The sequence below is a fragment of the Collinsella sp. LCP21S3_A9 genome (assembly GCF_052118785.1).
GTDB lineage: Bacteria > Actinomycetota > Coriobacteriia > Coriobacteriales > Coriobacteriaceae > Collinsella.
The window spans coordinates 70,184-96,489 of record NZ_JBQKGN010000003.1; the positions used below are offsets into that span (position 1 = coordinate 70,184).

At 59.8% G+C, this 26,306-nt stretch carries 27 protein-coding genes; 2 read left to right on the forward strand and 25 right to left on the reverse strand.

The features are described from left to right. Positions 1–8: 8 nt before the first annotated feature. The 5 genes from ACTQ05_RS01880 to ACTQ05_RS01900 form a co-directional block, all read right to left on the reverse strand. Entirely contained in the window at positions 9–992 is a 984-nt protein-coding gene (locus ACTQ05_RS01880) for a site-specific integrase (protein ID WP_441537821.1), read from the reverse strand. Positions 993–1,769: 777 nt separating this feature from the next. Continuing rightward, entirely contained in the window at positions 1,770–2,243 is a 474-nt protein-coding gene (locus ACTQ05_RS01885) for a YhcH/YjgK/YiaL family protein (protein WP_441537822.1), read from the reverse strand. Positions 2,244–2,275: 32 nt separating this feature from the next. Beyond that, positions 2,276–2,443 (reverse strand): hypothetical protein, encoded by a 168-nt coding sequence (locus ACTQ05_RS01890; protein WP_441537823.1) that lies wholly within the window; start codon positions 2,441–2,443, stop codon positions 2,276–2,278. Between the two features lie 4 nt (positions 2,444–2,447). Next, positions 2,448–3,383, reverse strand: a complete 936-nt coding sequence (locus ACTQ05_RS01895; protein ID WP_441537824.1) for a hexose kinase — start codon at positions 3,381–3,383, stop codon at positions 2,448–2,450. Positions 3,384–3,441: 58 nt separating this feature from the next. Beyond that, positions 3,442–4,323, reverse strand: a complete 882-nt coding sequence (locus ACTQ05_RS01900; RefSeq protein WP_441537825.1) for an aldose 1-epimerase family protein — start codon at positions 4,321–4,323, stop codon at positions 3,442–3,444. A 155-nt stretch (positions 4,324–4,478) separates the two neighbouring features. On the opposite strand from ACTQ05_RS01900, the gene ACTQ05_RS01905 reads away from it, so the two are divergent. Beyond that, positions 4,479–5,063: a hypothetical protein gene (locus ACTQ05_RS01905; RefSeq protein WP_427794002.1), complete on the forward strand. Its 585-nt coding sequence runs from the start codon at positions 4,479–4,481 to the stop codon at positions 5,061–5,063. Positions 5,064–5,138: 75 nt separating this feature from the next. Here the strand turns inward: ACTQ05_RS01905 and nagA are convergent, their stop codons facing one another. From nagA to tmk, 20 genes are all read right to left on the reverse strand, one after another. Beyond that, complete coding sequence (nagA, locus tag ACTQ05_RS01910) at positions 5,139–6,308, reverse strand: N-acetylglucosamine-6-phosphate deacetylase (RefSeq protein ID WP_154514990.1); 1,170 nt, start codon at positions 6,306–6,308, stop codon at positions 5,139–5,141. Between the two features lie 117 nt (positions 6,309–6,425). After that, positions 6,426–7,592: an SIS domain-containing protein gene (gene agaS, locus ACTQ05_RS01915; RefSeq protein ID WP_441062983.1), complete on the reverse strand. Its 1,167-nt coding sequence runs from the start codon at positions 7,590–7,592 to the stop codon at positions 6,426–6,428. Positions 7,593–7,706: 114 nt separating this feature from the next. Continuing rightward, on the reverse strand, positions 7,707–8,438 hold the full coding sequence (locus ACTQ05_RS01920) for a GntR family transcriptional regulator (RefSeq protein WP_154514994.1): 732 nt from the start codon (positions 8,436–8,438) through the stop codon (positions 7,707–7,709). 184 nt (positions 8,439–8,622) lie between these two features. Next, entirely contained in the window at positions 8,623–9,705 is a 1,083-nt protein-coding gene (locus ACTQ05_RS01925) for a PTS system mannose/fructose/sorbose family transporter subunit IID (RefSeq protein WP_441062982.1), read from the reverse strand. Continuing rightward, positions 9,695–10,495: a PTS mannose/fructose/sorbose/N-acetylgalactosamine transporter subunit IIC gene (locus ACTQ05_RS01930; protein WP_154514996.1), complete on the reverse strand. Its 801-nt coding sequence runs from the start codon at positions 10,493–10,495 to the stop codon at positions 9,695–9,697. The genes ACTQ05_RS01925 and ACTQ05_RS01930 overlap by 11 nt, the downstream gene beginning before the upstream one ends. A gap of 90 nt (positions 10,496–10,585) precedes the next feature. Beyond that, on the reverse strand, positions 10,586–11,068 hold the full coding sequence (gene agaV / locus ACTQ05_RS01935; protein WP_154514998.1) for a PTS N-acetylgalactosamine transporter subunit IIB: 483 nt from the start codon (positions 11,066–11,068) through the stop codon (positions 10,586–10,588). 36 nt (positions 11,069–11,104) lie between these two features. Continuing rightward, complete coding sequence (gene yajC, locus ACTQ05_RS01940) at positions 11,105–11,386, reverse strand: preprotein translocase subunit YajC (RefSeq protein ID WP_022094612.1); 282 nt, start codon at positions 11,384–11,386, stop codon at positions 11,105–11,107. After that, positions 11,386–11,829: a PTS fructose transporter subunit IIA gene (locus ACTQ05_RS01945; RefSeq protein WP_117743271.1), complete on the reverse strand. Its 444-nt coding sequence runs from the start codon at positions 11,827–11,829 to the stop codon at positions 11,386–11,388. The genes yajC and ACTQ05_RS01945 overlap by 1 nt, the downstream gene beginning before the upstream one ends. 646 nt (positions 11,830–12,475) lie before the next feature. Beyond that, positions 12,476–13,561, reverse strand: a complete 1,086-nt coding sequence (locus tag ACTQ05_RS01950; protein ID WP_441537826.1) for a hypothetical protein — start codon at positions 13,559–13,561, stop codon at positions 12,476–12,478. 126 nt (positions 13,562–13,687) lie between these two features. Next, positions 13,688–14,773, reverse strand: coding sequence for an isocitrate/isopropylmalate dehydrogenase family protein (locus ACTQ05_RS01955; RefSeq protein WP_427728602.1), 1,086 nt, complete (start codon positions 14,771–14,773; stop codon positions 13,688–13,690). 6 nt (positions 14,774–14,779) lie between these two features. Next, positions 14,780–15,478 (reverse strand): hypothetical protein, encoded by a 699-nt coding sequence (locus ACTQ05_RS01960; protein WP_427718960.1) that lies wholly within the window; start codon positions 15,476–15,478, stop codon positions 14,780–14,782. A gap of 15 nt (positions 15,479–15,493) precedes the next feature. Beyond that, positions 15,494–15,922: a hypothetical protein gene (locus ACTQ05_RS01965; protein WP_427728604.1), complete on the reverse strand. Its 429-nt coding sequence runs from the start codon at positions 15,920–15,922 to the stop codon at positions 15,494–15,496. Positions 15,923–15,927: 5 nt separating this feature from the next. Then, positions 15,928–17,007, reverse strand: coding sequence for an NAD(P)-binding domain-containing protein (locus tag ACTQ05_RS01970; protein WP_427718955.1), 1,080 nt, complete (start codon positions 17,005–17,007; stop codon positions 15,928–15,930). A gap of 98 nt (positions 17,008–17,105) precedes the next feature. Continuing rightward, positions 17,106–18,059, reverse strand: a complete 954-nt coding sequence (locus ACTQ05_RS01975; protein ID WP_427718953.1) for a DegV family protein — start codon at positions 18,057–18,059, stop codon at positions 17,106–17,108. Between the two features lie 80 nt (positions 18,060–18,139). Continuing rightward, positions 18,140–18,724, reverse strand: a complete 585-nt coding sequence (hpf, locus tag ACTQ05_RS01980; protein WP_055285508.1) for a ribosome hibernation-promoting factor, HPF/YfiA family — start codon at positions 18,722–18,724, stop codon at positions 18,140–18,142. 317 nt (positions 18,725–19,041) lie between these two features. Next, entirely contained in the window at positions 19,042–20,034 is a 993-nt protein-coding gene (locus ACTQ05_RS01985) for a substrate-binding periplasmic protein (RefSeq protein ID WP_441063022.1), read from the reverse strand. Between the two features lie 604 nt (positions 20,035–20,638). Further along, a complete protein-coding gene (locus ACTQ05_RS01990; protein WP_441062981.1) occupies positions 20,639–21,397 on the reverse strand; it encodes a ComF family protein in 759 nt (252 codons plus the stop codon). Between the two features lie 150 nt (positions 21,398–21,547). Then, the gene (locus tag ACTQ05_RS01995) at positions 21,548–23,242 is read right to left on the reverse strand and encodes a PSP1 domain-containing protein (RefSeq protein WP_441062980.1); all 1,695 of its coding nucleotides are present in this window, start codon (positions 23,240–23,242) and stop codon (positions 21,548–21,550) included. Beyond that, positions 23,233–24,360, reverse strand: a complete 1,128-nt coding sequence (locus ACTQ05_RS02000; RefSeq protein WP_441062979.1) for a DNA polymerase III subunit — start codon at positions 24,358–24,360, stop codon at positions 23,233–23,235. The genes ACTQ05_RS01995 and ACTQ05_RS02000 overlap by 10 nt, the downstream gene beginning before the upstream one ends. Position 24,361: 1 nt before the next feature. After that, on the reverse strand, positions 24,362–25,045 hold the full coding sequence (gene tmk, locus ACTQ05_RS02005) for a dTMP kinase (protein ID WP_441537827.1): 684 nt from the start codon (positions 25,043–25,045) through the stop codon (positions 24,362–24,364). Positions 25,046–25,284: 239 nt separating this feature from the next. On the opposite strand from tmk, the gene ACTQ05_RS02010 reads away from it, so the two are divergent. Next, positions 25,285–26,271, forward strand: coding sequence for a zinc-ribbon domain-containing protein (locus ACTQ05_RS02010; RefSeq protein ID WP_441062978.1), 987 nt, complete (start codon positions 25,285–25,287; stop codon positions 26,269–26,271). The last annotated feature ends 35 nt before the right edge of the window (positions 26,272–26,306 follow it).

Genomic DNA, 26,306 nt, shown 5'->3' on the forward strand with positions numbered 1-26,306 from the left:
CCTCCTTTTTAGCCTTTCAGCAGATTGTCCAGCACTGATGCTGCCTTCTGGTCGTTTGCCTCGATGAAATGGCTATAGATAGACAGTGTTGTCGATGGGCTGGCGTGGCCCAGACGCGCTTGTATCGTCTTGATATCAGCATTGGCTCCGACGAGCAAAGTCGCCTGCGTATGTCTCAGCTCATGAGGCTTCAGTCCGTTATAGCCCGTATAACGGGTGCGCTTGACGCCGTCACTCCCAATGACTTCCCTACTCTTCTCAAAGGAACCAAATCCGTTTTTCGCCGCAAACAGCCTAAACGCCCTCGAGTAGTTGTGCCCATCCATCCGGGTCACAAAAGCCCGCTTGCCATCAGCAGCATCAACGACCCCAATGGAATGGACAATGGGCGTTTCTCCAGTCTGCCCCACTGCAAAGGAATCGAACTCACTCCGCTGGATGGCTTTCCATCTGTCCAGATAATCGGCAAGCTCATTTCCTACCGAGATCTTTCGCCTGCTCATCTTTGATTTAGGCGGCCTCAACGTCCTGTCATTCGTATACTGCTTTACTACCCTTAGCGTCCTGGCGTCAGGGTCATAATCTTCCCATGAAAGACCCAGGGCCTCCCCCTTCCTCAAACCGCAGAGAAGCAGAAGCATTGTGCAGGTGATAAAGGAAGATGGCTTCTCCTCCAAAAGGACCGCAAGAAGCCTTGCCGCCTCATCGGCGCTCAGCGCCTTACGAGCCTCGACATTCTGCTTGGGCAGTTTCACTCCCCTACAAGGGTTCTTGCCCACAAGGTCGTTATCGACAGCATCCTCCATTATCTGTTTGAGCTTAATGTGGATGCGGCGAATTTCACTTTCGCTGAATCGGCTTTCTTTTCTAGCCTTGGCATACGCAGCGCGAACGTCATCCGATTTAAGCCGATCGAGATCAGGATTGCCAAACAGCTCGCGTATGTGACGGATATCCAGACCTTCGCGCTCATAGGCAAGCGGTGACCCCATTGTCGACTCTCTATTTGCGTGAAACCTGTCTGCGTAATCCGATAAACCCAGGGGGCCATTGTCCTGGTTGGAGGCACCCTCGAGCTCAGCTCTATAGGCCTCCAGCGCCTTGGCAACTTCGCTCGGCCAGTTTTTCGGGTTTTTGCTTCTACAATGAACCCTACGAGATGGACTACGGCGGTACCGTCCTGTCTCCGGATCTTTTCCTAAAGAAAAGTAAATCCGATAGACTCCCTTGGTCTTATCGATGCATTCCGATGTCCCTCGAGCGGTCTTTTTTATCGTGCCCTGCAATCATATCCCTCGCTGATTTTCAGTTAGGCTGTCGGTCGAAGCTTTAAAGGCTTCGCCCGACAGCCTAACTGAAGTTTTTCACTCTTTCAAGTCCAGTCAGAGGTGAAAAGAGTGGGAAATATGATTCTAATAGCTAGCTCAATATTTGCTAATCACCCATATTTACCTGTACTTCTTTTTAGTTCAGTGAAATTGGCCTCATCTCGTAAAACATCTAATTCACGTACTCGTAAAGCGGGGGTCACCGGTTCGAGCCCGGTCGCTGGCTCCATTGCACAAGACAGCCGCCTTCGGGCGGCTTTTTTGTTGCCGATTTTGAGTGCGCGTGCCAATCCACGCATCGCAACAGCGTCAGCTCCCCTATTCAAAAACAGAAACCCCGTTAATCGTGATTCCCCTAGGGAAAACACGATTAACGGGGTCGTAGCGTGCTTCCCTTAGGGAAAACACGCCATCAGACGAACGGCTCAGTCGGGCAGTTCGCTACTCCTCCCAGTAGGCGTCTGCAAGCAGCTTAAAGCAGATCTTCTTGACCGGCTGCGCGCCATCGCCCGGGAACTCGAGCGTGGGCATGTGCGGCTCGCCGGCAACAAACAGCGCAAAATTGTCGTCGGCAAGATCGCCGGCGATCGAGGCGTCGGAATCGACCAGGTCGTAGTCGTCCTTCTCGTCAAACTCCTGGACCAGCGTCAGGCTGCCCGTGGCGACCTTAAAGGCCTCGCGACCCTCGACGTCGATCTGCAGGTCGTGATAGCGCTGATGCGTCTCATAGTGAGCCTCGGCCTCGGGACGCGTCGTGGGAGCCATGACGTTTGCAAAGACCTTGTCGCCCAGAATCGGATGGCTGCCGACCTCGAGCTCCGCCGGGTCGTTCTCCTCGAGCCAGTCGATCAGCACGTCGAGGCCCTTAAGCATTCCGCGATACTCCTCGATATCGCCCAATGCACCGTAAATCATCTAAATCCCCTCTCGGATCGTTTCTTTGGCGGCTACTCGGCAAACGCGTTACCAAAGCTGTTGCCGCCCGCATACGTCTCGACCAGGGTAAGGTCGGGAATGAACACGACAGCATCGGCGTCGCGCCCCAGCATAATGCTACCGCACTTGTCGTTGGCTCTAACCACAAGCAAACAACCGATGCCAGAGCCGACGCCCAAGTTCTTACAGCTCGGCCACGATAACGCCGTTGTAAACCTCGTCCCAACGGTCCATGACCAGATGACCGGTCATGGGATCCATGGCATTGAGCTTGCCGCAGGTGTTGGCGGTACGCAGCACCGTCTCGTCGTCCGCGCCGGCAGCGATGGCATGCGCGAAACCGGCGATAGTGGAGTCGCCGGAACCCGTAGCGTTAACGGCAGGAATATCGGGGGTCTTGGCACGGAACGCACGTCCGTTGTGGAAGCCCACGGAGCCGGCAGCGCCCATGGACACGACGACCCAGGGGATATCGGAGAAGCGGGCGTCAGAGGCGAGCGCAGCACGGAGCTCGTCCACATCGTCGGTGGTAAAGCTCGTGCCCAACAAGCCGTTGATCTCGGTTAGGTTAGGCTTGACCAGCTCGGGCTTGACCTCGGACTTGAGGGCAGCCTCAAGCGAAGCGCCCGAGGTATCGAGCAGCACCTTGGCGCCGGCGTTCTCGGCAATGCCCGTAATCCTGGCATAGTAGTCTGCCTCGACGCCGCGGGGCAGCGAACCCGAAATAGTGACGACGTCGGCCTTGCTCGCAAGCTCGGTAAACTTGGCGGTAAAGGCATCCAGCTCCTCGGGGGCAATCGTCGGGCCGCTCTCGAGCAGCTCGGTCTGGTTGCCGGCGTGGAGGATGTTGAGGCAAATGCGAGTCTCGCCCTTGATGGGCACAAAGTCGTTGTTAATACCGTTGGCATCCATGAGCTCTGCCATATAGGCGCCCATATGGCCACCGAGCAGACCGGTTGCCACAACGTCGTCGCCCAGCTGGCCCAGCACACGGGCCACGTTGAGACCCTTGCCGCCGGCGGTCTTTTCGGGCGTCACACGGTTGACGTCGTCGATAATGAGCTCATCGAGCTGATAGCGCGTATCGACAGACGGGTTCATCGTAACGGTGAGGATCATTTTAGCTCCTTATCTCGCGGGCTCCTTGTGCCTCGCGATACGAGTCGACAAAACGGAATTACAGAATCTCAATCGTGAACGAGCGAACGACGGTCTCCTTGGGCTTGGCGACAAGGCAGCCGCGCTTATGCTCAAGTATGTCGTCCTCATCGGAGCAGGTCGAGAGGCCGCCCCAGGGCTCAACTGCCACAAAATCGCCCTCGGGCTTACTCCACACGATGAGGTACGGGAAGCCCTCAAAACTCAAGCGAACGCCCTTGTCCTCGCCCTTCTTGGAAAGCGTGACCTGACGACTCTCGAGCACGTCAAAGATGGTCTCCGCAAAATCGAAGAGCTCATGCGACAGGGGCAGCGTCTTTCCCACCATGGGGTTCTTTGAACGGTTAGCAACATCAATCAAGCCAGTCGAGGGTACGGCGGTGCAAAGCTCCGCAGCCTCGTCTTTCTCGAAGCGCAACTCGTAGTCCGTATAGGCCTCGCCCTCGTCGAGCGGGCACCTAAAGCCGGGGTGTCCACCGATAAAGAACGGCATGTCCTCGGTGCCCTCGTTGGTCACCTCATAGGAAACGCGCACGGCAGCGTCCTCGAGCGTATAACGAGCGACAAGCTTAAACGGGTAGGGATAATCTCTCAGCAGCGCGGCGTTATCCTCCGAAGCCAGGCACATAGCCAGCTCGTTTGCGCTTTGGCTCAGCAGCTTCCACTCCTGCTTGCGCGCAAAGCCGTGGCGGGCGAGCTTCACATGATACCCGGAAAACGTCATGGCACTGCCATCGCGCAGGCCTCCGCAAATCGGGAAGCAAATCGGTGCCTGGCCAGACCACACGGCGGGATCGCCCTGCCACAGATACTCGCGACCTCCAGCCTCAATCGAGGTAAACGAACCACCAGCCGTGGACACCTTAACAGAAATCGAATCGTTGGAGAGAGCGTATTCCATTGCCCATCCTTTCGAACAACTGCTTTTGCTCGCAAGTATCCGTCTCGGCCCTGACTAAAGGACAAACCCGCACGCTCATCGATGTGTCCGGTATCCCAGCCATGCAACGGGGTACCATACAGACATTGATGCAATTACAGCTGGAAGGCCTTCTTATGCGAACCATCATCCTCTACGCCTCGCGCCATCACGGCAATACGAAAAAGCTCGTGGACGCCATCGTCGAGGCACACCCCGAGATCGATACCCTCGACGTCAAGGCGCTCGGCAAAAACGAGTATCCCAACCTGCACGAATATCATCTGATCGGTGTCGCCACGGGCATCTATTACTCCGAGATCGACAAGGACATGGCACGCGTGCTCACCAACGTGCTGCAGCCGCAGGACAAGGTGTTTGGCCTTATGACCTACGGCGGCAAAAACAAGTGGTACGGCAAGGATATCGATGGCATCTGCCGCATGAGGCAGGCCATCTTTATGGGTGTCTACGGCTGCCCCGGCTTTGATACGTGGGGGCCGTTCAAACTCGCCGGCGGTGTCCAAAAGGGACACCCGACCGCTGAGGAAATTAAGGGCGCCGTCGACTTCTTCGACAAAATCGAAGACGAGTATGGCGACATCATCGTCGAAGAGTACGCCAAGCGCGAGAAGCGCCTAGCATACGAGAAGGAGCATCCTGCAGGAGGCCTGGTGGCCGGCGTTAAGCGCACGGTAAAGAAGATCGCTAACAAGCTGTAACTGTGAAGGTACTTTTGAGCGTTTAACCCATGCGGCGGGTCCGAGCAGATTCGGGCCCGCCGTCTTTTTCTATCGTTACTCGGTAAAGGCGTTACCGACGCTCTGACCGCCAACATACGTCTCGACGAGGGTGAGCTCATGGTCGAACACGACAAAGTCGGCGTCGCGACCCGGCATGATGCTGCCGCACTTATCCTCGATGTGTACGGAGCGTGCCGGCACCTCGGTTGCCATGCGAATGGCGATATCGGCACTGGCGATGCCCCAGTCGACGATGTTCTTGACGCCCTGGGCAAGAGTGAGCACCGAGCCGGCAATGCTCTTGCCGTCGGCGAGCCAGCACAGGTTGTCCTTCATGATGACGTCCATGCCGCCACTGGTGTAGCTGCCCTCGGGCATGCCGCCACAACCCAGGCAGTCGGTGATGAGCACCGTATGCTGCCAGCCCTTTGCCTGCAGCAGCGCCTTGATAGCGCCAGGGTTTACGTGCTTGCCGTCACAGATGATCTCGGCGTAGGTCTCGGGCGTGGACATGGCAGCACCCACAACACCGGGCTCACGGTGATGCAGTCCGCGCTGGCCGTTATAGGTATGCGTAAAGCAGCTGGCACCGGCGTTGATGGCGGCGATGCACTCATCGTAGGTGGCGTCGGAGTGACCGATGCTGGTCACCACACCCTTGGCGTTCAGAGCAGCCGCATAAGCAGCGGCACCGTCGTGCTCGGCCGCCATGGCGCTCTTAACGATGCGACCACCCGCAGCCTCCTGCCACTGATCGAAGACCTCCTCGGAGGGATCGATAAGATAAGCGGGGTTCTGCGCGCCCACGTGCTTCATGGTAAAGAAAGGACCCTCCAGGTAGATGCCCTGAATGCGAGCACCGCAGAAGTCGGGGCCACGGCCCTCGTCCGCCTGAGCGATGGCGGCGCAGGCGTCCTTGATCTGCTCGACGCCATCGGTGAACGTCGTGGGCAGCCAGCTGGTGGTACCGCGACGGGCGAGCTCGGTCGAGCTGATATCGATGCCCTCGGGATCGTTATCGGTAGTCGAATGGTTATAGAAACCATGGATGTGGGTGTCGACCATGCCCGGCGCGATCCACGATCCCGTGTAGTCCTTGATCTCGCAGGAGGGCTCGTCGGCCTGCCAAGCGCCAAAGACGCCGTCCTCGACCATAAGATAGCCGCCCAGTTGCGGGCCTGCCGGCAAGAAGAACTTGTCAGCCTTAATTGCGTACGTGCTCATATGTACTCCTCACTTCTAAAGCAGTTGACTGTGGTGATGTTTATACCCAGCTCACGTAAAACAAAAAGCGCCCGCCCGCCGTTACGAGCGGACGGGCGCCCTTACAGGGGGACGCGATTAAGCGGTGAAGGGGTGAATCGTCACGCCCTTGACCACGCGGTTGACCGTGCCGGTGGGGCTCGGCGTGTCGGGCGTGTTGCCCACGCGCACGGAGTTAAGCAGGCTGATAGCCTGAGCAAACATCACGAACGGCAGAGCAAGGTAGCCCTCGGGAAGTGCCTCGTAGCCCTTAAAGGTGAAGGACTCACCCTCGTAGACAGTAGCGCCATCCTGCTGAACGGCAACGGTGTGCTGAGCAATATCGTCGCCACCGATCTCATTGAGGATGTCGATGTCGTACTGACGGGTGTAGGCGTCGTTGTTGACGAACACGAACACGAGGGTCTTGTCGTCGACGAAGGACTTGGGTCCGTGACGATAGCCCATGGAAGTGTCGTAAGAAGTGGCAACCAGGCCGTGAGCGAGCTCGAGGATCTTGAGCTGGCTCTCCTGGGCAAGGCCACCGAAGGAGCCAGAACCCAAGTAGGTCACGCGATTGAAGTCTCCAGCGAGATAATCGGCGACCTCGGGCTCACGGGAGATGACCTCCTCGCCCATCTTGGCGATGGTCTCGACCCACTCGGCCTTCTGCTCGTCAGAGGCAGTGTCGAAAATAAGGGTGGCGAGAAGGGTCATGCAGGAATAAGAACCGGTCATGGCGAAGCCCTTGTCGTTGGCGCGCGGAATGAGCAGCGTCAGCGCGTTGGGATCATCGGCAGACTCGACGGCGAGCTTGCCCTCGGGAGCGCAGGTGATGTTGAGGAATTTGACGTTGTGGACAAGCTCCTTGGCAACGGCAACGGCGGCAAGGCTCTCGGGGCTGTTGCCAGAGCGGGCAAAGGAAACCACGAGCGTGGGATCCTCGGCGCGCAGGAAGTCGCGCGGGGCGCTCACGATGTCGGTCGTGGCAATGGGCTTAAAGTCGTAGAGATCAGTGTTGCCAGCGTGACGCAGGTACGGGGCGCAGGTATCGCCAACGTAGTCAGACGTACCGGCACCGGTGAAGACAACGGACAGACGGCCCTCGCCCATAGCGCGAGCCTCGGCCAGAAAGGCCTCGATGGTCTCCTTGTTCTCACGATAGATGTTGAGCGTATCACGCCAAAGCTCGGGCTGCTGAGCAATCTCGGCCGTGGTGATCTGGGCGCCGAGCTCGGTGAGCTCCTCGACACTCTTCTCGAACATTTCTAATACCTCTCTCTAGAAGTAATCCTCTGACGTGCAATTATACACTTCGGTTGGTTATCTGGTAGTAACCAGTTAAATGCAAGGAATCACCATATGGAAACGATACGAACACTAGTTACTACGCTGGTGGTAAACCTTGTATTTAAACTGATCGGCACGAGCAACCGAGAGCGTATACTCCACAACCTCGTTTGACTCGTTATACGTAGTCCTGACCAAATCGAGCACAGGCGACCCCTCGACAATTGCCAAAAGGTGGGCATCGGTGGGACGGGCTATGCTCGCATAGAATTCCTCTTCGGCCACGCGAATCTTTTGCTGAAAGTCCTGCTCAATCACATCGTAAAGCGGCTTACTCTCCAGCAGTGGTCGCTTTAGGGACAGAAATTGACGAACCGGCAGATAGCTGCGTTCGACCATCATGGGCATGTTGTCGGCAGAACGAAGGCGCTTGAGCTTAAAAACGCGATCACCGATATGCAATCCCATATGCTCGGCCAGATTCTTATCGGCCTCCATCTCGCAAAACTCGAGAATCGTGGTCTCGGGGTCGCGACCCATCGCGCGCATCTGTTCGGTAAAGCTGTAGGACTGCATAAGATTGGTTGCCTTTGCCGAACGATCGGTCACAAAGGTACCGCGACCGTGCTGCCGAACCACCAGTCCTAAACGCTCCAGTTCCTGCAGAGCCAGGCGTACCGTGGTGCGCGAGAGACCATAGCGCTCCGAAAGTTCGCGCTCGGAAGGAATCATGTCACCGGCGCGATATTCATGGTCAATCTTTTCGGTCAGAATATCGACCAGCTGATCGTACAGCGGTTGCTTACGCGCCCCGATCGCCATCCTATCCTCCCATTTTCTCAAACTCGGCTACTACCTTGGGTGGTTAACATTATCTGTCTGCCACATCCGAATCATCAAGAAAACAAAAGCCGCGCGCTCTTTCGAGCACGCGGCTTTTAACATACACATGGCTTAAGGGGTCGGGGTGTGAGCCGCGTAGGGACACACCCCTCAAGCTAGAGCCTTACCAGATGCTCGGCCAGAGACCAAGCGGGCCAGCGCCCAGGATGCCCAGGACGAAGAGCAGCAGAATGCCCTTGGTCGGGGTCCAGCTGTGCTTAGCGAACATGTAGTAAAGCAGCAGCGTAAGCATAAGCGGGATGAGCTTCGGGACGATGGTGTTGAGGGTGTCGGCAACAGAGAAGTTGACCGGATCCTCGGTAACGGTGCCGTAGGTCACGGACTCCATGCCGTTGCCCAGATCGGTGACGCCGCACTCGACAGCGTTGCCGTCGGCATCGGAAGCGGTGAGGGCGTTGCCGTCCTTATCGGTCATGGCGATGGTACCGGCCTCAGCGGTCTCGGTATCGATGCCCTCCATACCGGTGAAGTTCTCGGCCTCCTTCTCGGAGACGATCACGGTAGTAGCGGAGAGGCCACGGGTGGTGCCGTTGGGAATCTGGAGGTTGATCTGGGTGCCACCCATGGTGACGACCAGGCAACCGACGACGAAGACGCCCATGATGGAAGCGGCGCGCGTGAAGGCCTGCATGTTGGCGGTCAGAGCGTCAATAGCGCTGGTGCCAAGCTTGTAGGACCAGTTCATGAGCCAGAAGCGCAGTGCGAACTGGACGGCGTTGAAGATCACCAGGAAGATGATCGGCGCAGCGGCGTTGCCGTTGATGGCCATGTTGGAGGTGATGCCAGCCGTGATAGGCACGAGCGTCAGCCAGAACAGGGCGTCACCGATACCACCGAGCGGGCCCATTGCGGCGACGCGGACGGCGCGAATCGTGGGGATGTCAACCTTGTTCTGCTCGAGCGAAAGCACGATGCCCATAACAAAGGTGACGAGGAACGGGTGAGTGTTGAAGAACTCCAGGTTGTGGCTCATGGAAGCCGCGAGGTCGTTCTTGTTGGTGTGGATCTTCTCCAGACCGGGGATGATGGAGTAGAGCCAGCCAGCGGCCTGCATACGCTCGTAGTTGAACGAGGCCTGCAGGAAGCAGGAGCGCCAAGCCATCTTGTTGAGGGTCTTCTGGTCGAGCTGCGGAGCAGGAGTGAGATCCTCGTAGTGCTCCGGGATCACATACTCATTAGATGCCATCTTCGAAGTCACCTCCGTCAGAAACAGCTGCACCCTTCAGCTCGGTCTGCTGCTGGAAGTCCCAGAAAGCGATGCCGAAGCCGATGAGAGCGAGGATGAGCAGGGCAGGAGTTGCCAGAGAATCGTTGGCAACGGTGATGATCGCGAGGCCAAAGCCCATGAGGAAGAAGCCCCACATGTCGCGGTTCATCATAACCTTGAGCAGGACGGCGAAGCCGACGAAGCGCATCATGCCGCCTGCAGCGGAGAGACCGGTCTGCAGCCAAGCCGGGATGGCGGAAGCGATGGTCTGACCGATGGTAGCGCCAGCGATGAAGAACAGGGTGACGACGATAGCGAAGATCAGGCCGAGCAGAGCCATGGCGAAGTAGTTCAGACGCTCGATACCCTTGGTGTCAGCGTTGTGAGCCATGTTGTCCGCGGAGGACATGAGCGGCGACATAAGCGTGAAGACCAGGGTAACGCCGAGCTGACCAAGCAGAGCGAACGGAATGGCAAGGCCGACTGCCGCGTTGGGCTCGAGGCCCGTGGCGATTGCGAGAATGGCTGCCATGATGCCGCCGATGACGGCGTTAGGCGGCTGAGCGCCTCCGATCGGCATGTTGCCGATCGTCATGAGCTGATAGGTACCACCCACGAGAAGACCGGTGTTGAGGTCGCCAAGGATAAGACCGATGACGGCGCCGGTGACGATGGGCTGATAGAGAGACTCGAGGAAGTTGAACTGGTCGATTGCCGCGACGAACGTGACGATGAAGACCAGAGCGACCTGGATGATCGAGTATTCCATCTTGCTCCTCCTTTCAAAATGCATGTACGCACTTTTGATATCACGTACAGAACGTCAGGGTTTCACTCCTGACAATGTGGATCACGAGGATTACGAGAAGAGCTTGCTCGTGTCCTCAACAGGCGTGCTCGGAACGCGCCTGATCTCCAGCTCCACCCCCAATTCCTGCAGCTCTTTAAACGCAGCGACATCCTCGTCGTTAACTGCGACGGAGGTGGCGACTTGGCGCTTTCCTTCCGACATGTGCATGTTGCCGATGTTTACCTTCTTTATAGGCACACCGCCCTTGACGAGCGTAAGCACGTCTTCCGGTGTTTCGGCCACGATGAAGATCTTCTGGCGCGGGCTCGCCTTGCCGATGACGTCGATGGTCTTCTGCAGAGAGAAGAAACGCGTAGCGACGCCGGCGGGAGCGGCCATCTTCATGAGGTTCTGGCGCATGGTATTGGTCGAAACGTCGTCGTTGGCGACGAGGATGAGGTTGGAGCCCAGAGTGGAGTTCCACTGGGTGGCAACCTGACCATGAATCAGTCGGTTATCGATGCGGGTAAGAAGAATGTTGGGTTCTGCCATGTTGATCAGCTTCCTTTCGCTATTTGCTGACGACAGTTACTTGATCTCCTGAATCGCGTAACGCGAAACATCTACGACGGCTCCGGATCGGACCTTGATCTGGACCTTCTCGCCTTCGATGCCCTTGACGGTTCCGTAGATACCGCCGGCGAAAAGAACCTCCTGACCCGGCTTGAGCTCGGTGTGCAGCTCCTTGAAGTACTTCTGCTTCTTCTTCATGTTGATTTGCGACCAGATGGTGTAAATCAAGCCCATGATGACAAGCAGGCCTAAAAGAGCGACCGAGGAGCTCAGGACGTTGGCTCCGAAATCGGCCATTAGATGCCGTCCTCGTCGCCGAAGATATCCTCTTCGTCGGAGCCGGCAACGGATGCGACCGTCTGGGCGGTGATGCCCGTCTGGCCAACGGTCACTGCCTGCTCGCCAAGCTCGGCGAGCGTGGCATTGCCGCGGAGGAACAGAAGCTCAATAACCATGGGGAGGTTAGTGCCGGTCAGAACCTCGACGTTGTCGACATCCTGGGCAATCATCATCGACTGGTTAAACGGGGTGCCGCCAAGCAGGTCGGTAAAGACGAGCACGCCATCGCACTCCTCGCGCATGGCGGTAATAGCGGCGCGGAGATCCTCGCCGTAGGAAGCAGCCTGATCGCCCTCAAAAGGAACGACGGTAAAAGCGGGCTGGTCACCGGCAACCATAGCGATAGCGCTTGCGAGACCGGGTGCGAACTGTCCATGACCGGTAAGAATAAAGCCAACCATTCAAATTTCCCTTCCGAAGGTGTGTACGATCTGAGTCCGATGATTTTCGGAAGCCAGCGGGCGCTCGCCCTTAAAGCTTCTTGGAAAGCGTTCTTTGAAGACCAGTGGTTTCTCAACTGGTAGTAACCACGTGACGTGTTGTTGTCACTATATCACCCCAGAAGAGGTCGCTTTCGTTGATTCATACAGTAAAACGTTTTTGCACCGCTCACGGTGATATTTCGACCGTTTACCGGTCGTTAACACATTTACCTGCGGTTTTGAAACCGTTTCGAAATGCTTTGGCAAAAGATCGGATCTTTTCCCGTGTCTAAACAACGCAGGGCGGCTAAAAATAGCGTGTAGAAAAATTGCAGGTCATTGTGAAGATATGTGAATTGGTCTTTTTGACTTAATACCAGCCTGAACCAGTTTTGAGATTATCGGCGAACGGTCGTTTTCGACCGTTCACCGGTAACTTGCAATCGTTTGCAGTTGTTTTCCCAGATGAATTAGGGAGACCCGATGAAGCACGTGCGTGATCATTCAATCTGCCCTTTCCGTCTCAATAGATAGCCCTCCAACGCAAAAAGCCCCCTAGAACGATGTCCGTTCTAGGGGGCTTCATCAGATATTTCGGCTTCGTACTCGAAGGCTCAGGCAATCTTTACGCAAACAGGCCGTAGATGCTGATATTGGCCTTGGCGTAGAGGCCGTTGGCGTACTCGGTCCACTTGGAGCTGGCGCTCGAAGCCTGCGAAGAGTACTGCTGGTAGGCGGTGTAATAGGCGGTCATGGCCTGCTTATAGGTAGCGCTATCGGCCGTAAAGGCATCGTCGGCAAAGGCCTTAGCGTAGGTGCTGTCCTTGTCCTTCCAGGTACCCTTCTCGCTATCCCACTCGTCACCGGCAAGGTTGATGATGTAATCGGCGTAGTCCTTGCTCGCGGTGTCCTCGTTGCCGTCAGAAGGCTCGGTCGGAGCGATCGGCATACTAGCGGAGCTATCGCCCACCTTCTTCTTGTAGAGCTTCTGCAGCGTCGCGGACTGGCGGACGATCTGCTTGGCCTGGTCCTTGGACACGCCATACTGCGTGGCCATGGTCTTGTAGTCCGAAGTGCCGATAGAATCCTCGGCGTACTTCTTCATCTCCTTAGAAGAGACGGTGATGCCCTCGTCCTCGGCGGCGTCGAGCAGGATCTTGTTGCGCACGTAGGACAGGATAACGTCGGCAGAGGGAGCGGTGTAGTTGCCATCGCTATCCTTGACGGTATCAAGGCTGTACTGGCTCTCGATGGCCTCGCGCGCGGTGATGTCGCTCTTCTTGCCGTTGTAGCTGTAGCTTGCCACGGTCGAATCGAGCTGGTCCTCGGTGAGGGTCGCCGAGCCGACGCCCTTGCCGCCAAAACCACCGTTGCCGATAAAGAAGCCGACCACAGCAGCGATCACGATGGCGACCACAAAGGCGGCAATCATCGTCTTCTTGTGCTTGGATGCGCTGTCGTCCACGTCGGAGTCATCGTCCTCGTCCTGCTCCTCAGGCATGAGGTTCTCGTCGGCGGCATCCGCGGCAATCTGAGCCTCCAGGCGGGCGTCCTCCTCCTCGGCGGTCGTGCCGGCAGCAATGTGCTCGGCAGACGTACCTGCGACCAGATCGATCTTCTCGTCCTCGTCACCGTCGGGGCCTTCGCCGCGCTCGATGATCTGGATGCCGTCGATCTCGTCCTTTTCGTCCTTCTTTTGAATCAGACCCATATCAGTTACTCCTTGTTAAGAAACATAGTCCTCAATAGAATACGCCCGACAGAGCGCCGGGCGTATTCATTCTCAGGTTATCCGCAAACGTATAAGTACCGCTTAGGCGTTTGAAGCCGTATCCCCTTAGGCAAGATGCGCGATAACGGCATCGGCAAAGGCCTGCGTGCCCACGGCGCCCTCAATAGAGCCGGTCTGGGCACGACGCACGTCACCGGTAACCTGCTCGCCCTCGTCGAGCGTGGCAGATACGGCGGCGCGAATACGATTGGCAGCATCGTTCTCGCCCAGATGATCGAGCATCATGGCGGCAGACAGAATCTCGGCCGTGGGGTTAGCGATATCCTGGCCAGCGATATCGGGCGCGGAGCCATGCGTGGCCTCAAAGATGGCGCAGTCGGCTCCGATATTGGAGCCGGGGGCCATGCCAAGGCCGCCCACAAGACCGGCGCACAAGTCGCTGACGATATCGCCATACAAATTGGGCAGGACTAGAACATCGAAGTCGTTGGGGTTCTGAACCAGACCCATGCAGGTGGCGTCGACGATCTTGTCGTTGAACTCGATATCGGGATAGTTGGCAGCCACCTCGCGAGCCACGCGCAGGAACAGGCCGTCAGTCGCCTTCATGATGTTGGCCTTGTGCACGGCCGTCACCTTTTTGCGACCGCAGCGGCGAGCATACTCAAAGGCGTACTCCACAATACGGCGGCTTTTGGCGATGGAGATGGGCTTGATCGAGATGGCGGAATCCGCGGCGAAGGTTTTCTGACCCGAGCGCTCGACAAGCTGTGAAAGCTCCTCGACCTCGGCAGCGCCTTCGTCGAACTCAATACCAGCGTAGAGGTCCTCGGTGTTCTCGCGCACGATAACCAGGTCGACATCGCGGAAGCGCGAGCCATCGCCCGGTTGCGACAGGCAGGGGCGCACGCAGGCGTACAGATCGAAGTACTTACGCAGGGCAACGTTGACGCTGCGGAACCCCGTACCGACCGGCGTGGTGATGGGGCCCTTGATGGCAACTTTGGTCTGGGCGACGGCATCGAGCACATGCTGGGGCAGCGGCGTGCCAAACTCGTCCATGACGCCGGCACCGGCCTCCTGGACGTTCCAATTGATCTGGACACCGGCGGCCTCGACCACGCGGCGCATGGCCTGCGTAATCTCGGGACCGATCCCGTCACCGGGAATCAGGACTACATCGTGCGCCATAATCTGTTACTCCTCGTCTTCGGCGTCGTCAGATTTTTTAACGCTAGCACGCTTCTTCTTTTTGGAGAGATCCAGGCCAAAACGTTTAACAAGCATTTCGCAAATCTCGCTCGAACGGGCCTTGAGATAGCTGCCCTTGCCGTTCTCGGCATCGAACTTAAGGCGCAGCGCAAGCTTCTCGGCGATCTCGGCATCGATCTCGCCTTTGCCAAACTCGTACAGGCAGCCGAGCATATCGCGATACTCGAGGTCACCGTGGTAGCACTGGATGGCCTCGTCCAGGATGGGCCAAGCCTCGCGCGAACGCTCGACGCTCGTGGCACCCCACACGCACAGCAGGCGGAAGGCGGCATAGCGCAGCGTGGAGGAAATCTCGTCAAACAGTGCGGTCTCGGCGCCCTCAAAGGCATCGCCCAGCTGGTCGGGGCAGGTGGTGGCGAGCGCCGCCAGGGCATCGAGGGCCTCCCAGCGAGTCTGAGCCTCGGGCCGGTCGAGCGCCTCGATCAGCGCGGGCACGCAGGGCACGACGCGCTGCGGATCGCGCTCGGCAAGCAGGTGCAGCACGCGGGCGGCAAACTGGCGGATACGGCGCGTGGGGCAGCCGAGCTCCTGGACCAAGCGGTCGACGGTGTTCTCGTTCTCCTCTGCCAGCTGAAGCTGTGCCAGCTCCTCGTCGGTGAGCTGTTCGTCTTTGTTTTCTGCCATAGTTACCTCTTCTTACTATTTCTTAGTGTGCCTGCCAGCACCCTTGCTGTCATCGGTGACCGAGATGAGCTGTCGGTCAGCCGCGCCATTGCGACGCGCGCGGCGGCGCTCCTCGGCGTCTCCTGCGTCGGCGGCGGCGCGATGAGCCTGGTTGACGTTAAAGACCTCATCGTGCTTGCGCCACGGACCAACGGACTCGCCAAAGCTCATCTTAAGGCCGGCGATAAAGCCGCCAAGCCAGCCGATCGGCGCAAACTGCACCAGCGGGAACAGCGAGAACACCCAGGTCAGCAGGACGACTGCCGCCGCTCCTGCAAAGTTGGCAATCCAGTAGTCGCGCTTGGTGACGACGCGCTTTTCGCACGCCCACTGGCCGCACAAAAAGCCAATGTAGATCGCAAAGAGAAAGAGCACTAGTGCGAGCACCACGAACGTCCAGCTCATGGGCGCTACTCCTCGTGATGGTGGCCGCAGCAGCACTCGTGGCCGTCGTCATGGCCGTGGCCGCCGCAGCACTCGTGGTCCTCGCCATGGTGGTGGCCACAACCGCACTCGTGGTCGTCGCCATGCTCGCCGCAACCACAGCCTTCCTCATGAGCACCATGCTCCTCGGGACGATACTGCGACCAGTCCAGACCGGCGGCAATGGCGTCGGCCTCCTCCTTATAGAGGACATTGATGGCCTGGGTACCCAGCTTGGCACCACCGATGGCGTCGAGCATGTCATAGAGCGTAAAGGCCACGTCGGCGCCGGGCAGCGCAAGCTCGCGGTCGTCGGCATAGGCGAGCGCCAAGCGCAGGTCCTTGATGAAGTGCTCCACCATAAAACCGGGCTTGTAGTCGCCGTCGAGCGCCTTGGGCGCCAAGCTCTCCATGGCACCGGACTTGCCGGTGCCGCCCAGGATCATCTGACGGGTCTTCTCCATATCAAGGCCGCTCAGCTCGGCAAACGCCAGCGCATCGGCCATGCCGACCATGCAGGCGCCCAGCGACACCTGGTTGGCGAGCTTGGCAGCCTGGCCCTTGCCGGCGCCATCGAAGCAGCAGATGGTTGCCGCAAAGGTGGAAAGGATATCGCGGACCGGGGCAATGTCGTTCTCGGTAGCGCCCACGATAGCCGTAAGCGTGCCGGCGATAGCACCCGACTCGCCGCCGGTGACGGGGCAGTCAAACGCCATGCGGCCGGAAACCTGGGCGGCCTCGGCAATGTCGCGCGCCAGCTCGGGCGAGCTCGTGGTGAGGTCGATTAGGACCGCACCGGGCTTAGTGCACGCGAGCAGACCGTCGCCCGCCAGGTAGAGCTCCTCGACCTCGGAGGGATAGCCCACCATGGTAAAGACGACGTCGGCGTTCGCCGCGGCATCTGCCGGCGTATCGGCCCAGACGGCACCGCGCTCAACAAGCGCTGCAGCCTTGGACTTGGTGCGGTTGTTGACCGTGACGGGATAGCCAGCGTCCAGAATGTGGCCGGCGATAGGGGCACCCATGATTCCGGTGCCGATAAATGCGACAGAGAGCTTGTTTGCCATGAAACCTTTCCTTTTGGGTTGGGTGTTATTACCAGGTTGAATACTCGTTGCCAGCGTTTGGGCTGTGAGTCGAGGGCGATTACGGACGCAGCGCTTGCCTACTGGCCGCGCACGCGGCGGGCGATGCGGTCGGAAAGCGACGCCTTGTCGGTGCGGTTCTTGCCCCAAAACGCGCAGGCCACCATGCCGGGGCCCACGTGCGAGCCGATGGTGGGGCCCACGGAGCTGCGAATGATCGTAACGTCGGCGCAGCCCTCCTCCTTGCGGATGGCGGCTTCGAGCCAGTCACCGTCCTTTTCGGCATCGGCCGTCATGATGGCGATGGGCATGGTGCGATCGGGCACGTAGTTCTCGCGGAACGACTTGAGAATGGACTTGAGCGCCTTCTTGCGGCCGCGGTTGACGCCGATCAGCGACAGCGAGCCGGCAAGGTCGTAGGAGAGCTCGGGCTTGACGTCGAGCTTTGCCGTGAGCTGCGCCGCCGCGGGCGGAATGCGGCCGCCGGCAGCCAGCGCATCGAAGCTCTCGAGCGTAAAGTAGCCGTGCACGTAGGTCTTGGCCTCGTTTGCCCAATCGACCAGCTGCTTGGCAGTCAGTCCCGCCGAACGCTGGCGCACGGCCTCAAGCGCCAGGAGCTCGCCGGTCGCGCAGGGCAGAGCGTTGTCGACCACGTAGAGCTCAAAGTTGGGATACTCGGCGCGCACGGCATCTGCCGCCTGGCACGCGGAGTTGTAGCTCGACGACAGCGCCGAGGTAAAGCACAGGTAAACCGTGGGTGTGCCCTCTTTGGCGCACTCGGTAAAGAACTCGATATAGCGACCGAGCGACACAGCCGAGGTGGACACGCGGGCACCGGCGCGCATGCGGTCGTAGAACTCCTTAGGGCTCATGCTCGACCAGATGTCGTCCGTGCGCTCCTCGCCATCGATAATGAAAGGGAAGCCCAAGATATCGACATCGAGGTTCGCGGCGACCTCGGGGTTAAAGTCGCAGCAGGTATCGACGACGATACGGCAACGGTCCGAATGACCGGCGGATGCGGCCTTGTCCATCAAAGCGACTCCTTACGTAAAAAAGGCGGCCACCCGCATGGGATGGCCGCCAACCGTTAACTCATGCAAGTTAACGTATTTTACTCGTCAAGTGTTTCGATGCGGGGCTTGATGATGCCATATCCACCATTCTTACGGTGATACACCACATTGATGAGGCCAGTCGTCGCGTTCTCGAACACGTAGAAGTCGTGGCCGAGCAGATCGGTCTGCACCAGCGCCTGCTCCTCAGTCATCGGGGTGACATCGATGACCTTCTCGCGGACGAGCAGGTCGTCGTCCTCCTCGGGCAGCAGCAGGTCGGCCAGATCCTCGACGCGCTCGACCGGTGCGACATCCGCGGCGCTGGCACCGCCCTGGCGGTTGTCCACAACCTTGGTCTTGAACTTGCGCAGCTGGCGGGTGACCTTATCGGCGGAGAGATCGATGGCGGCATACATATCCGCGCCGTGCTCGGCGACGCGAATCACAGAGCCGCGGGCACGAACCGTGACCTCGACGATTGCCGGGTTGGGGTTCGAGGGGTTCTTCTCATAACGAAGCACGACGTCGACTGTCATGGGCTCGATATCGAAAACCTTGAGCGCCTCGCCGATCTTCTCGTCCACATGCGCACGCAGAGCATCGGTTACCGTCGTCTTGCGTCCAGAAACCTTGATATCCATACGTGGCTCCAATCTGCCTCGGGGACTTACTGTACTGGCTATGTACCCATTGCCGTGCATTTAATCACCCGAATTCCCAAAGGCCCGAATAACGACTGCTTGATACCGCATACCGAAGTCTCGCACTTTTCCGCGGCAAAGTGCGCTATATGAGGGCGTCGGCGGAGTTGGTTTTTCTCCTGGAAATTGCCCTTGAGCTGCTGGTTTTATCAAAATTGAAAAGCCGGGCTCCCCTATGGGGGAGACCCGGCCATGCGTGTTGAAACCGTGAAGAAGCGCCTTGTTCAATGTATGGCAGGCGCCACCCCTACCAATAACTAGCTATTGAGCTTGTTGATGTCATCGTCGGTGATGGCGCCCTCCTGGCTAGACGAGGGGCTGTCGCCGTTGTTATCGGAGGTGTCGCCATCGGAGGACTCGGTCTCGTTGGACGTGGATTCGGATGCCTGCACATTGGCCCCCGAAACAGTCTTGGCGGTAAGGTCATAGGGCATTTGGCCGTACCAGACGCAGTGGACCGCCTCGAGCGTGCCGTCGACCGTGATGTCGTCGAGGGCATCGCTCACAGCACGGCACAGCTCATCGTTAGAGCTAAGGCCTGCGACGCCAAGCGTGGAGGGTGTCTCGAGCGTGCCGACACAGGAGATCTGGCTCATCAGGCGCGCGAGGTAACCACCGGCCGTGGAATCACAGATCACGTAATCAACCTCGCCCGACTCGAGTGCCTCGAAGCACTCGTTGATGTTGGAGAAGGTCTTTTGGTTGGCCGTGATGCCCTGCTTGGCGAGCGCTTCCTGCGAGGCCGAGAAGGTCTGAACGCCCAGGGTAGCGGTGTTAAGCATTTCGGTGGAAACGCTCAACGACTCGCCGTCACTGCTCTTGCCGAATACGGCGGGGGCGTCGTACAGACAGGTGCCAAGCGAGCTGATATCGCCGTCCGTAGAGCTGACGTCGCCAATGAAGATATCGGCCTTTTTATCGCTGAGCGCGGAATCGGCCGAGGACGCATCGACAAAGGCGACCTTGAGACCCATGCGGCATGCGAGGGCACGAGCGGCATCGACCGCATAGCCCGTGAGGTTTCCGTCGGCATCCTGCATGGCTTGCGGGGCATCGGAAGTATCGAGGGCGACCGTCAGGGTTCCCGGCGTGACCAGGGCATCGTCCGATACCGTGGGGGTAACGGTCTCGCGCTCGATCTGGTCGATCGTGGGCGTCGTGAACGTGGACAGTGGATTGAACGCGCATCCACTCAGGCCCAAAACGGCAATGACCGCCGCGGTCCCAGCACCCAACCGAGTCGCATGCATCAAGCTGCCCCTCACCATGTCCGCTACCCTACCTTCTGTGTCGTATACGATCCGTGCCCTGCACGGAATATCGGGTTGTTCCCACCAGCTGACCTGGTATTTGACCCCACACTTGCGCACCGGGGCGTTTGCTCGGGAGGCCGCAGCCACCTTCACGACTGGCCCGCTCGCCCGCGAGGCGGTATTGCCCCAAAGAAAGTAGAACGGACGGTGCGGCTTACATCTAGGACGCGCCATGATCGCGCCGCGCGCACGCGGTCGCTTACGTGGATCCCTTTGACCGCGTCTGTCTTGGACTTGGATGGGCGCATTGCCCGTCCGCAACCACAGCCTGGCGGGAACGTAGCGCATTATAGCTAAGTTCAAGCTAAAGTTTAAGGTTAGGTCGTCATTCGCACCGCGAGTACAGATTTCGCAGGTCGAGGCGGGCAGCACACGGCGCTCTTCATCGGGATGGAAGTCCCTCCAACTGATGTGACCCATATGCCGGCGCTCGGCGCGCATCATGCGTAGCGCCGAGGCGCCGGTAAGGATCACAGAGGCTGCCAGTTGCTCGCCTGCCGGCTCGACGCGCCGCGCAATCTTCACTGCCACAAAACCACCCCTACCAAACGCGTGCGATAGCGAGGCCATCGACGGCTTTGGCGCCGGCGCGCTTAAGCTCCGCCGAGGCCGCTGCCATTGTCGCGCCCGTGGTAATGACATCGTCGATGAGCAGCAGACGACAGCCACGTACATCCTCGACCGTCTCGTACATGTCCCGGGCATGTTCCCGGCGCTCGGCGCGACCGAGTTCGCGCTGGTCGCCATGACCGTATTTGACCAAGGCGTCCAGCAATGGCACACCCGAAAGATCGCAAAACGAGCGCGCGATTGCTTCCATGTGATCAAAACCACGCCGCCGAAACGCCGCCGCAGTCGCGGGCACAAATACCACCGCGTCGACACCGGACAGCACGCCGCCGTAACGGTCGGGGGCTGCTGCCTGGGCATGCAAGGCGGTGTCGTAGAGCAGCTCTGCCAGATACGGTGCCAGACGGCGCTCGCCCGCATCCTTGTATGCCTTGATGATGCGCGGCAACGGATGTGCATAGACAGCGCACACCAGGCAGCGATCGAGGGCCTTAGCCACCGTCGAAGACGCGCCCTCGACCGAGCACTCGGTACACAGCAGGTCTCCAAACGGAGCGCCGCACCTCGTGCAGCTGTGGCGCGGATCGACAAGCGTGAGCGACGCCAGGCACTCCCGACAAATAAGCGCACCGGCACGCTCGCAACCGGCGCATCGCGTGGGCGAAAGAACCTCGAGTGCCTCATGCGCCGCGCGCTCGGCAAACGGTAGCAATTCATCCGCAAACGGCAAGATGTCGGCACTCCGTAAGCGGCTCAAACCATTCAGATAGTTATTTATGACAAAACCCTCCCTACGCTTGGGCGAAGGGAGGGTTGTCGATTCAGTGCCATGATACCCCGTTGCACTTGGGGTCAGACAAGTCGAATCCGCTTGAGGGCGCTATTCGCCGGCAGGCGGTTGCGGTGCGGACGAGGTGTGGGTCGAGCCTTCGCCACCATCCTGGCGCGGCTTGCGGGAACGGCGACGGCGGCGGCGCTTCTGACTCTGGTCGGCCGAACCCTCGCCACTGCGATCCTCACGCGGCTCGCGCTCGTCGCGAGCACCGCCGCGCGAAGCCTTGGCGGCAGCTCCTCCGCCATCGCCGGGGCGACGGCGCGTGACCTTGACTTCACCATCCGAAACCTGATCGGCCACAGAAGGAACCGAGGGTTTCTGCTGCGTGCCCGAGGAATGGCGACGGCGCGGACGCGGCGCGCGCTCCTCCTCGCCACGTGGCCTGCCAGCCTTGTCGGCAGGCGCGTCGGAGGCCGAGGCACCCTTGGGAGCGGCACCGGCCTCGCGAGCGGCTGCGGCGCGGAAGGCGTCCTCGCGCTCCTCGCTCGACAGGTGGCGGCGACGACGGCGCGTGGGGTTCATGCCGCCGCCGCGGTTTTGCTGCTGGGGCTGCTGAGCCTCGCGCTCGCGAGAGGCGTTCTTGCCCGCGGTCTCGCCGTTGTCGACGGACGCCGTGCGCTTGCGGCGACGACGGCCGCCGGCCGCCTCCTCGGCCTCGGAAGCCTCGGCCTTGCCGCGGCCCTTTCCGCGGCCACGACCCTCGCCCTGGGCCTGACCGGCACAAGCATCGGATTCGGCATCGCGACGACGGCGCTTGGGCATCGACGTGCCGGCCAGACGGTCGGCACTCGACAGGCCATCGCCCACGTCGACGCCGTTCTCGCGATCGAGCTCCATGAGCGCCAGGCGCATCTCGGGCGACTCGATGCGCTCGAGCACATCGCGCGTCACGCAGTCGGGGCGGCAGCTGCAGCCCTGCTCGGCGGCCTTCTTTTTGCAGCCCTCCGAGCACGTCATATCGGCCAGGTTGACCTTAAAGACTTTACCGTTCTCCAGGCGCAGCACCAGCTGCTCACGCGGCGTGTCATATTCCTGGATACGCGCCTTGCCGAGCGGCGTATCGATGAGCGTCTTCTTTTTGGGCGCGCGGCTCTTAAAGTCCTTGTACGCCTCGAACTCATAGCGCAGGCAGCACATCAGGCGGCCGCACACGCCGCTGATCTTAGACGAATTGAGCGGCAGGTCCTGCTCTTTTGCCATGCGAATCGAGACGGGCTCAAACTGTCCGCCAAAGCGCGTGCAGCAGAGCTCCTGTCCGCATTGGGCATAGCCGCCCACCAAGCGAGTCTCGTCACGCACGCCAATCTGGCGCATGTCAACGCGAATGTGCAGCGTCGAGGACAGGTCCTTGACGAGCTGACGAAAATCGACGCGCTCCTCGGCCGCAAAGTAGAACACGGCTTTCTCGCCGCCAAACAGGTATTCGACACCCACCGGCTTCATCTCGAGGTCGAGATCTTTGACCAGACGGCGGAAATCGACCATGGCCTCATCGCCCTGGATGGCCAGGTCGTCGGCAAGCTGCAGGTCGATATCGCTCGCCACACGCAGCACGGGCTTGAGCGGCTGACCGATCTCGTCTTGCGGCACCTCGAAGGGATCGGCCGTGACCAGGCCGATCTCGGTTCCGCGCTCGGTGGAGCAAATGGCATAATCGGCCTCGAGGATATCCAGATCCTGCGGGTCAAACCACAGGTCGCGCGAGGCGTAGGTAAACTTAACGGGTACGACTAACGGCATTTCAGTGCCTTCCTGATATCGAACAGCATGACCTCGATGGCCAGCTGGGGAGTAACGTTTCTGGCAATGTTGCGCTCGGCGGTCGCGACCGCCTCGAGCGCCCGGGTGGCACCCGCAACATTCGTAGCGGCGGCAAGCCGCCCGATCGTGTCGCGCACGTCCTCGTTCACAATGTCTGCCGCCTCATCCTGAAGCGTCAGCAGCACGTCGCGCATGAGCGTCCGCGTGCTCGCCAGCGCTTCCATGATACCCGAACGCTCGCGCGCGTTGAGTTCGCGCTTGTTGCGGTCCTCAAGCTGCTTCAATGCTCCACGCGACAGATAATCGGCGTTTTGCTCGAGCACCTTTTCCTGCGTGGACTTGACCTCGGCGAGCGGAGCCTTAACGGCGACGATGAGCGACTTGGCGCGGCTGAGTACATCGGCCTCGTCGGCGGCGATGAGCGAATCGATGGCGCGGATCATCTGGCGGCGAGCATCCTGGCGCTCGGCGCTCTTAAGGAACTCGATGCCGCGCGTGGGGCTCCCCGCCACGGCGACCGCCATGCGACAGCGTACGAGATCCTGGCCCGTCGCGCGGCTCACGGCCTTCGTGGCCACGGCGGGCGACACCAGCCGAAACGGCACGCACTGGCAGCGGCTCACGATGGTGGGCAACATCACGTCTGCCGAGGTGCCCAGCAAGATAAACATAACGCCCTCGGGCGGCTCCTCGAGCGTCTTGAGCAGTGCGTTGGCGGTGTTGGCGCGCAGCTGCTCGGCACGGTCGATGATGTAGACCTTGGCCTTGGCACGGATGGGCGCCAGCGGCACGTCGTCGAGCAGCTCGCGGGTCTGGGCGATGAGGTAGCCCGTGGCGCTCTCGGGCGTGTAATAGTGCACGTCGGGGTGCGTATGGCGGGCGACACGCACACAGCTATCGCATGAGCCGCAGCCGTCCTGCTCGCACAGGAAGGCTTGGGCGAGCGCCCAGGCGGCATCGAGCTTGCCGGCACCGGGAGCGCCCAAAAACAGGTAGGCGTGCGATGCGCGGCCGCTGGCGACGGCGTTGGTCAAAAAATCGCGTACGCGCTCTTGGGTGTCGAGCTTGGCCAGCAGGCTTGCCTGAGCGGGGGCCATGTTACTCGGCCTCCTGGGCAAGCGTGGCGGTGACGGCGTCCTGGGAAATGTCGAGACCGTACGCGCGAACCTGCTCGACCGTCTGCGCGAAGACGTCCTCGATGGAAGCGGTGGCGTCGATGAGCTTCACGCGATCTGGCTCCTCGGCGGCAATAGCACTAAATCCCTGGTAAACGCGCTCCTGGAACGCCATGCCCTTGGCCTCCATGCGGTCGACCGCACCACGGGCGGACATGCGCAGCGCCGCCTGCTCGGGCGTGATGTGATAGACGAGCGTGAGCGCCGGGTGCGTCCCCGCGACAGCAAGGTTGTTGGCGTCGCGTACCATCTGGCGATCGAGACCGTCGGCAAACGCCTGGTAGCAGGTCGTGGAATCATAGAAGCGGTCACACAGGACCACCTTGCCGGCCGCAAGGGCGGGAGCTATGACCTCGTGCACCAGCTGGGCGCGTGCGGCCTCGTAGAGCAGCAGCTCGCAGGTATCCCCCATCGCCGTATTGGCGGGGTCGAGCAACAGGGTACGGATCTTTTCACTAATGGCGGTACCACCCGGCTCACGCAGGGTCACGACCTGGTAGCCAGCGAGCTCGAGCGCACGGGCCAGCAGGCGCGCCTGCGTGGACTTACCGGCACCATCGACGCCCTCGAGCGTGATAAAGCTATGTTGAGCGGGCTCAAAAGCCATGGGCGCAGTCCCTTCCTACAAGGCGCGTAAATGCAGATATATCAACCAAATCATGATACCCCAGTGCTCGGCGCGTCCCCAATGGCTAATGGTGCCTTTCCAAAGTTGCGGTGAAATAGGGACTGTTTGGCGGTCTCAGAGCTTCAATCAGCCCCTATTTCACCGCAACTTATGATGGGGAATTTTGGATGCTTGGTATAATCGTCGTATGGCATTGAAATGTGGCGAAAGGAGTGGCAATGTCTCGGTATTGCGCCTCGTGCGGCAAGCTTCTTGCAGATAATGCCAAGTTCTGCACCTCGTGCGGTGCACCCGTTGAGCAAACAGCCGCGAGCGATAGCCAGCCCGCTTTTGGGCAGACCGGGCCCCTTGATACGCCGCAAGCCAAGGCGGACGATCCCCTCGCTTATCGCCCCGACCCCGCCGCAAGCCCCGCGGCCGGCGAGACCACGCAGTGCATACCCGTCGCGAGCGGCTCGCCCCAACAGCAGCCGGCTCCCGCATACGCGCCTGCTTCGCCACAGACCCCCGCTCCCAAAAAGAGCGGCACCGGGGCGCTTGTCGCCGTTATCGTTGCGCTGGTGGCAATCATCATCGCCCTGGTCATCTTCTTTGTGATCAAACCGTTCGACAACTCCGCCACGCAGACGACTGCCGAGGTTACCAAGCTGCACCACGATGTTGACGATGATGACCTCAAGCCTCTCGGCGACCCCAATAGCCTTTACGACGATGACGATGACGACGAGGACGAGGCTGGCGGCGAAGCAACCCTCTCCGAGCAGAACCTCTACCGTCGCCTGAGCGAATACTACGACCTGCTCGAGGACCTCGATAGCCAGGTCCGCGCCTGCGCGCAGGCCTTCAATGGTAGCTATCTGGAAGAAGATCGCACCACCCGTCAAAATCTCGCCGACGTCGCCGAGCGCACGGAGGAGACCATCGAGCAGTATTACGATATCGTCGAGGACCTGGACGTCCCCATGAGCTCCAAGAACTACAACTCCTGGAAAGACATCATTGCCCTGTATGACGACCTTGATCACCGCATCGACGCGATCTGCGATGCCTGGGAGATCAGCCTAAAGTACGCAAAGCCCTCGGACCATAAGGACGAAATCGTGGCGCCGCTGGCACGCGACAACGAGCCGGGAACCAGCAGCAACAAGTATCGCTTGGACTTTGAGGACCGCTATCCCAGCGCCAAACCCGTCGAGGTGAACTAGCGTTTTGTCGTTCCCGAGCTGGCAGTTAGGGACGT

Excerpts from the sequence above, each read along its gene's own strand:
- ACTQ05_RS01880 (WP_441537821.1), bottom strand. The coding sequence starts at position 992 with ATGGGGTCACCGCTTGCCTATGAGCGCGAAGGTCTGGATATCCGTCAC.
- ACTQ05_RS01885 (WP_441537822.1), bottom strand. The coding sequence starts at position 2,243 with ATGATTTACGGTGCATTGGGCGATATCGAGGAGTATCGCGGAATGCTT.
- ACTQ05_RS01895 (WP_441537824.1), bottom strand. The coding sequence starts at position 3,383 with ATGATCCTCACCGTTACGATGAACCCGTCTGTCGATACGCGCTATCAG.
- ACTQ05_RS01900 (WP_441537825.1), bottom strand. The coding sequence starts at position 4,323 with ATGGAATACGCTCTCTCCAACGATTCGATTTCTGTTAAGGTGTCCACG.
- ACTQ05_RS01905 (WP_427794002.1), top strand. The coding sequence starts at position 4,479 with ATGCGAACCATCATCCTCTACGCCTCGCGCCATCACGGCAATACGAAA.
- nagA (WP_154514990.1), bottom strand. The coding sequence starts at position 6,308 with ATGAGCACGTACGCAATTAAGGCTGACAAGTTCTTCTTGCCGGCAGGC.
- agaS (WP_441062983.1), bottom strand. The coding sequence starts at position 7,592 with ATGTTCGAGAAGAGTGTCGAGGAGCTCACCGAGCTCGGCGCCCAGATC.
- ACTQ05_RS01920 (WP_154514994.1), bottom strand. The coding sequence starts at position 8,438 with ATGGCGATCGGGGCGCGTAAGCAACCGCTGTACGATCAGCTGGTCGAT.
- ACTQ05_RS01925 (WP_441062982.1), bottom strand. The coding sequence starts at position 9,705 with ATGGCATCTAATGAGTATGTGATCCCGGAGCACTACGAGGATCTCACT.
- ACTQ05_RS01930 (WP_154514996.1), bottom strand. The coding sequence starts at position 10,495 with ATGGAATACTCGATCATCCAGGTCGCTCTGGTCTTCATCGTCACGTTC.
- agaV (WP_154514998.1), bottom strand. The coding sequence starts at position 11,068 with ATGGCAGAACCCAACATTCTTCTTACCCGCATCGATAACCGACTGATT.
- yajC (WP_022094612.1), bottom strand. The coding sequence starts at position 11,386 with ATGGCCGATTTCGGAGCCAACGTCCTGAGCTCCTCGGTCGCTCTTTTA.
- ACTQ05_RS01945 (WP_117743271.1), bottom strand. The coding sequence starts at position 11,829 with ATGGTTGGCTTTATTCTTACCGGTCATGGACAGTTCGCACCCGGTCTC.
- ACTQ05_RS01950 (WP_441537826.1), bottom strand. The coding sequence starts at position 13,561 with ATGGGTCTGATTCAAAAGAAGGACGAAAAGGACGAGATCGACGGCATC.
- ACTQ05_RS01955 (WP_427728602.1), bottom strand. The coding sequence starts at position 14,773 with ATGGCGCACGATGTAGTCCTGATTCCCGGTGACGGGATCGGTCCCGAG.
- ACTQ05_RS01960 (WP_427718960.1), bottom strand. The coding sequence starts at position 15,478 with ATGGCAGAAAACAAAGACGAACAGCTCACCGACGAGGAGCTGGCACAG.
- ACTQ05_RS01965 (WP_427728604.1), bottom strand. The coding sequence starts at position 15,922 with ATGAGCTGGACGTTCGTGGTGCTCGCACTAGTGCTCTTTCTCTTTGCG.
- ACTQ05_RS01970 (WP_427718955.1), bottom strand. The coding sequence starts at position 17,007 with ATGGCAAACAAGCTCTCTGTCGCATTTATCGGCACCGGAATCATGGGT.
- ACTQ05_RS01975 (WP_427718953.1), bottom strand. The coding sequence starts at position 18,059 with ATGGACAAGGCCGCATCCGCCGGTCATTCGGACCGTTGCCGTATCGTC.
- hpf (WP_055285508.1), bottom strand. The coding sequence starts at position 18,724 with ATGGATATCAAGGTTTCTGGACGCAAGACGACGGTAACCGATGCTCTG.
- ACTQ05_RS01985 (WP_441063022.1), bottom strand. The coding sequence starts at position 20,034 with ATGCATGCGACTCGGTTGGGTGCTGGGACCGCGGCGGTCATTGCCGTT.
- ACTQ05_RS01995 (WP_441062980.1), bottom strand. The coding sequence starts at position 23,242 with ATGCCGTTAGTCGTACCCGTTAAGTTTACCTACGCCTCGCGCGACCTG.
- ACTQ05_RS02000 (WP_441062979.1), bottom strand. The coding sequence starts at position 24,360 with ATGGCCCCCGCTCAGGCAAGCCTGCTGGCCAAGCTCGACACCCAAGAG.
- tmk (WP_441537827.1), bottom strand. The coding sequence starts at position 25,045 with ATGGCTTTTGAGCCCGCTCAACATAGCTTTATCACGCTCGAGGGCGTC.
- ACTQ05_RS02010 (WP_441062978.1), top strand. The coding sequence starts at position 25,285 with ATGTCTCGGTATTGCGCCTCGTGCGGCAAGCTTCTTGCAGATAATGCC.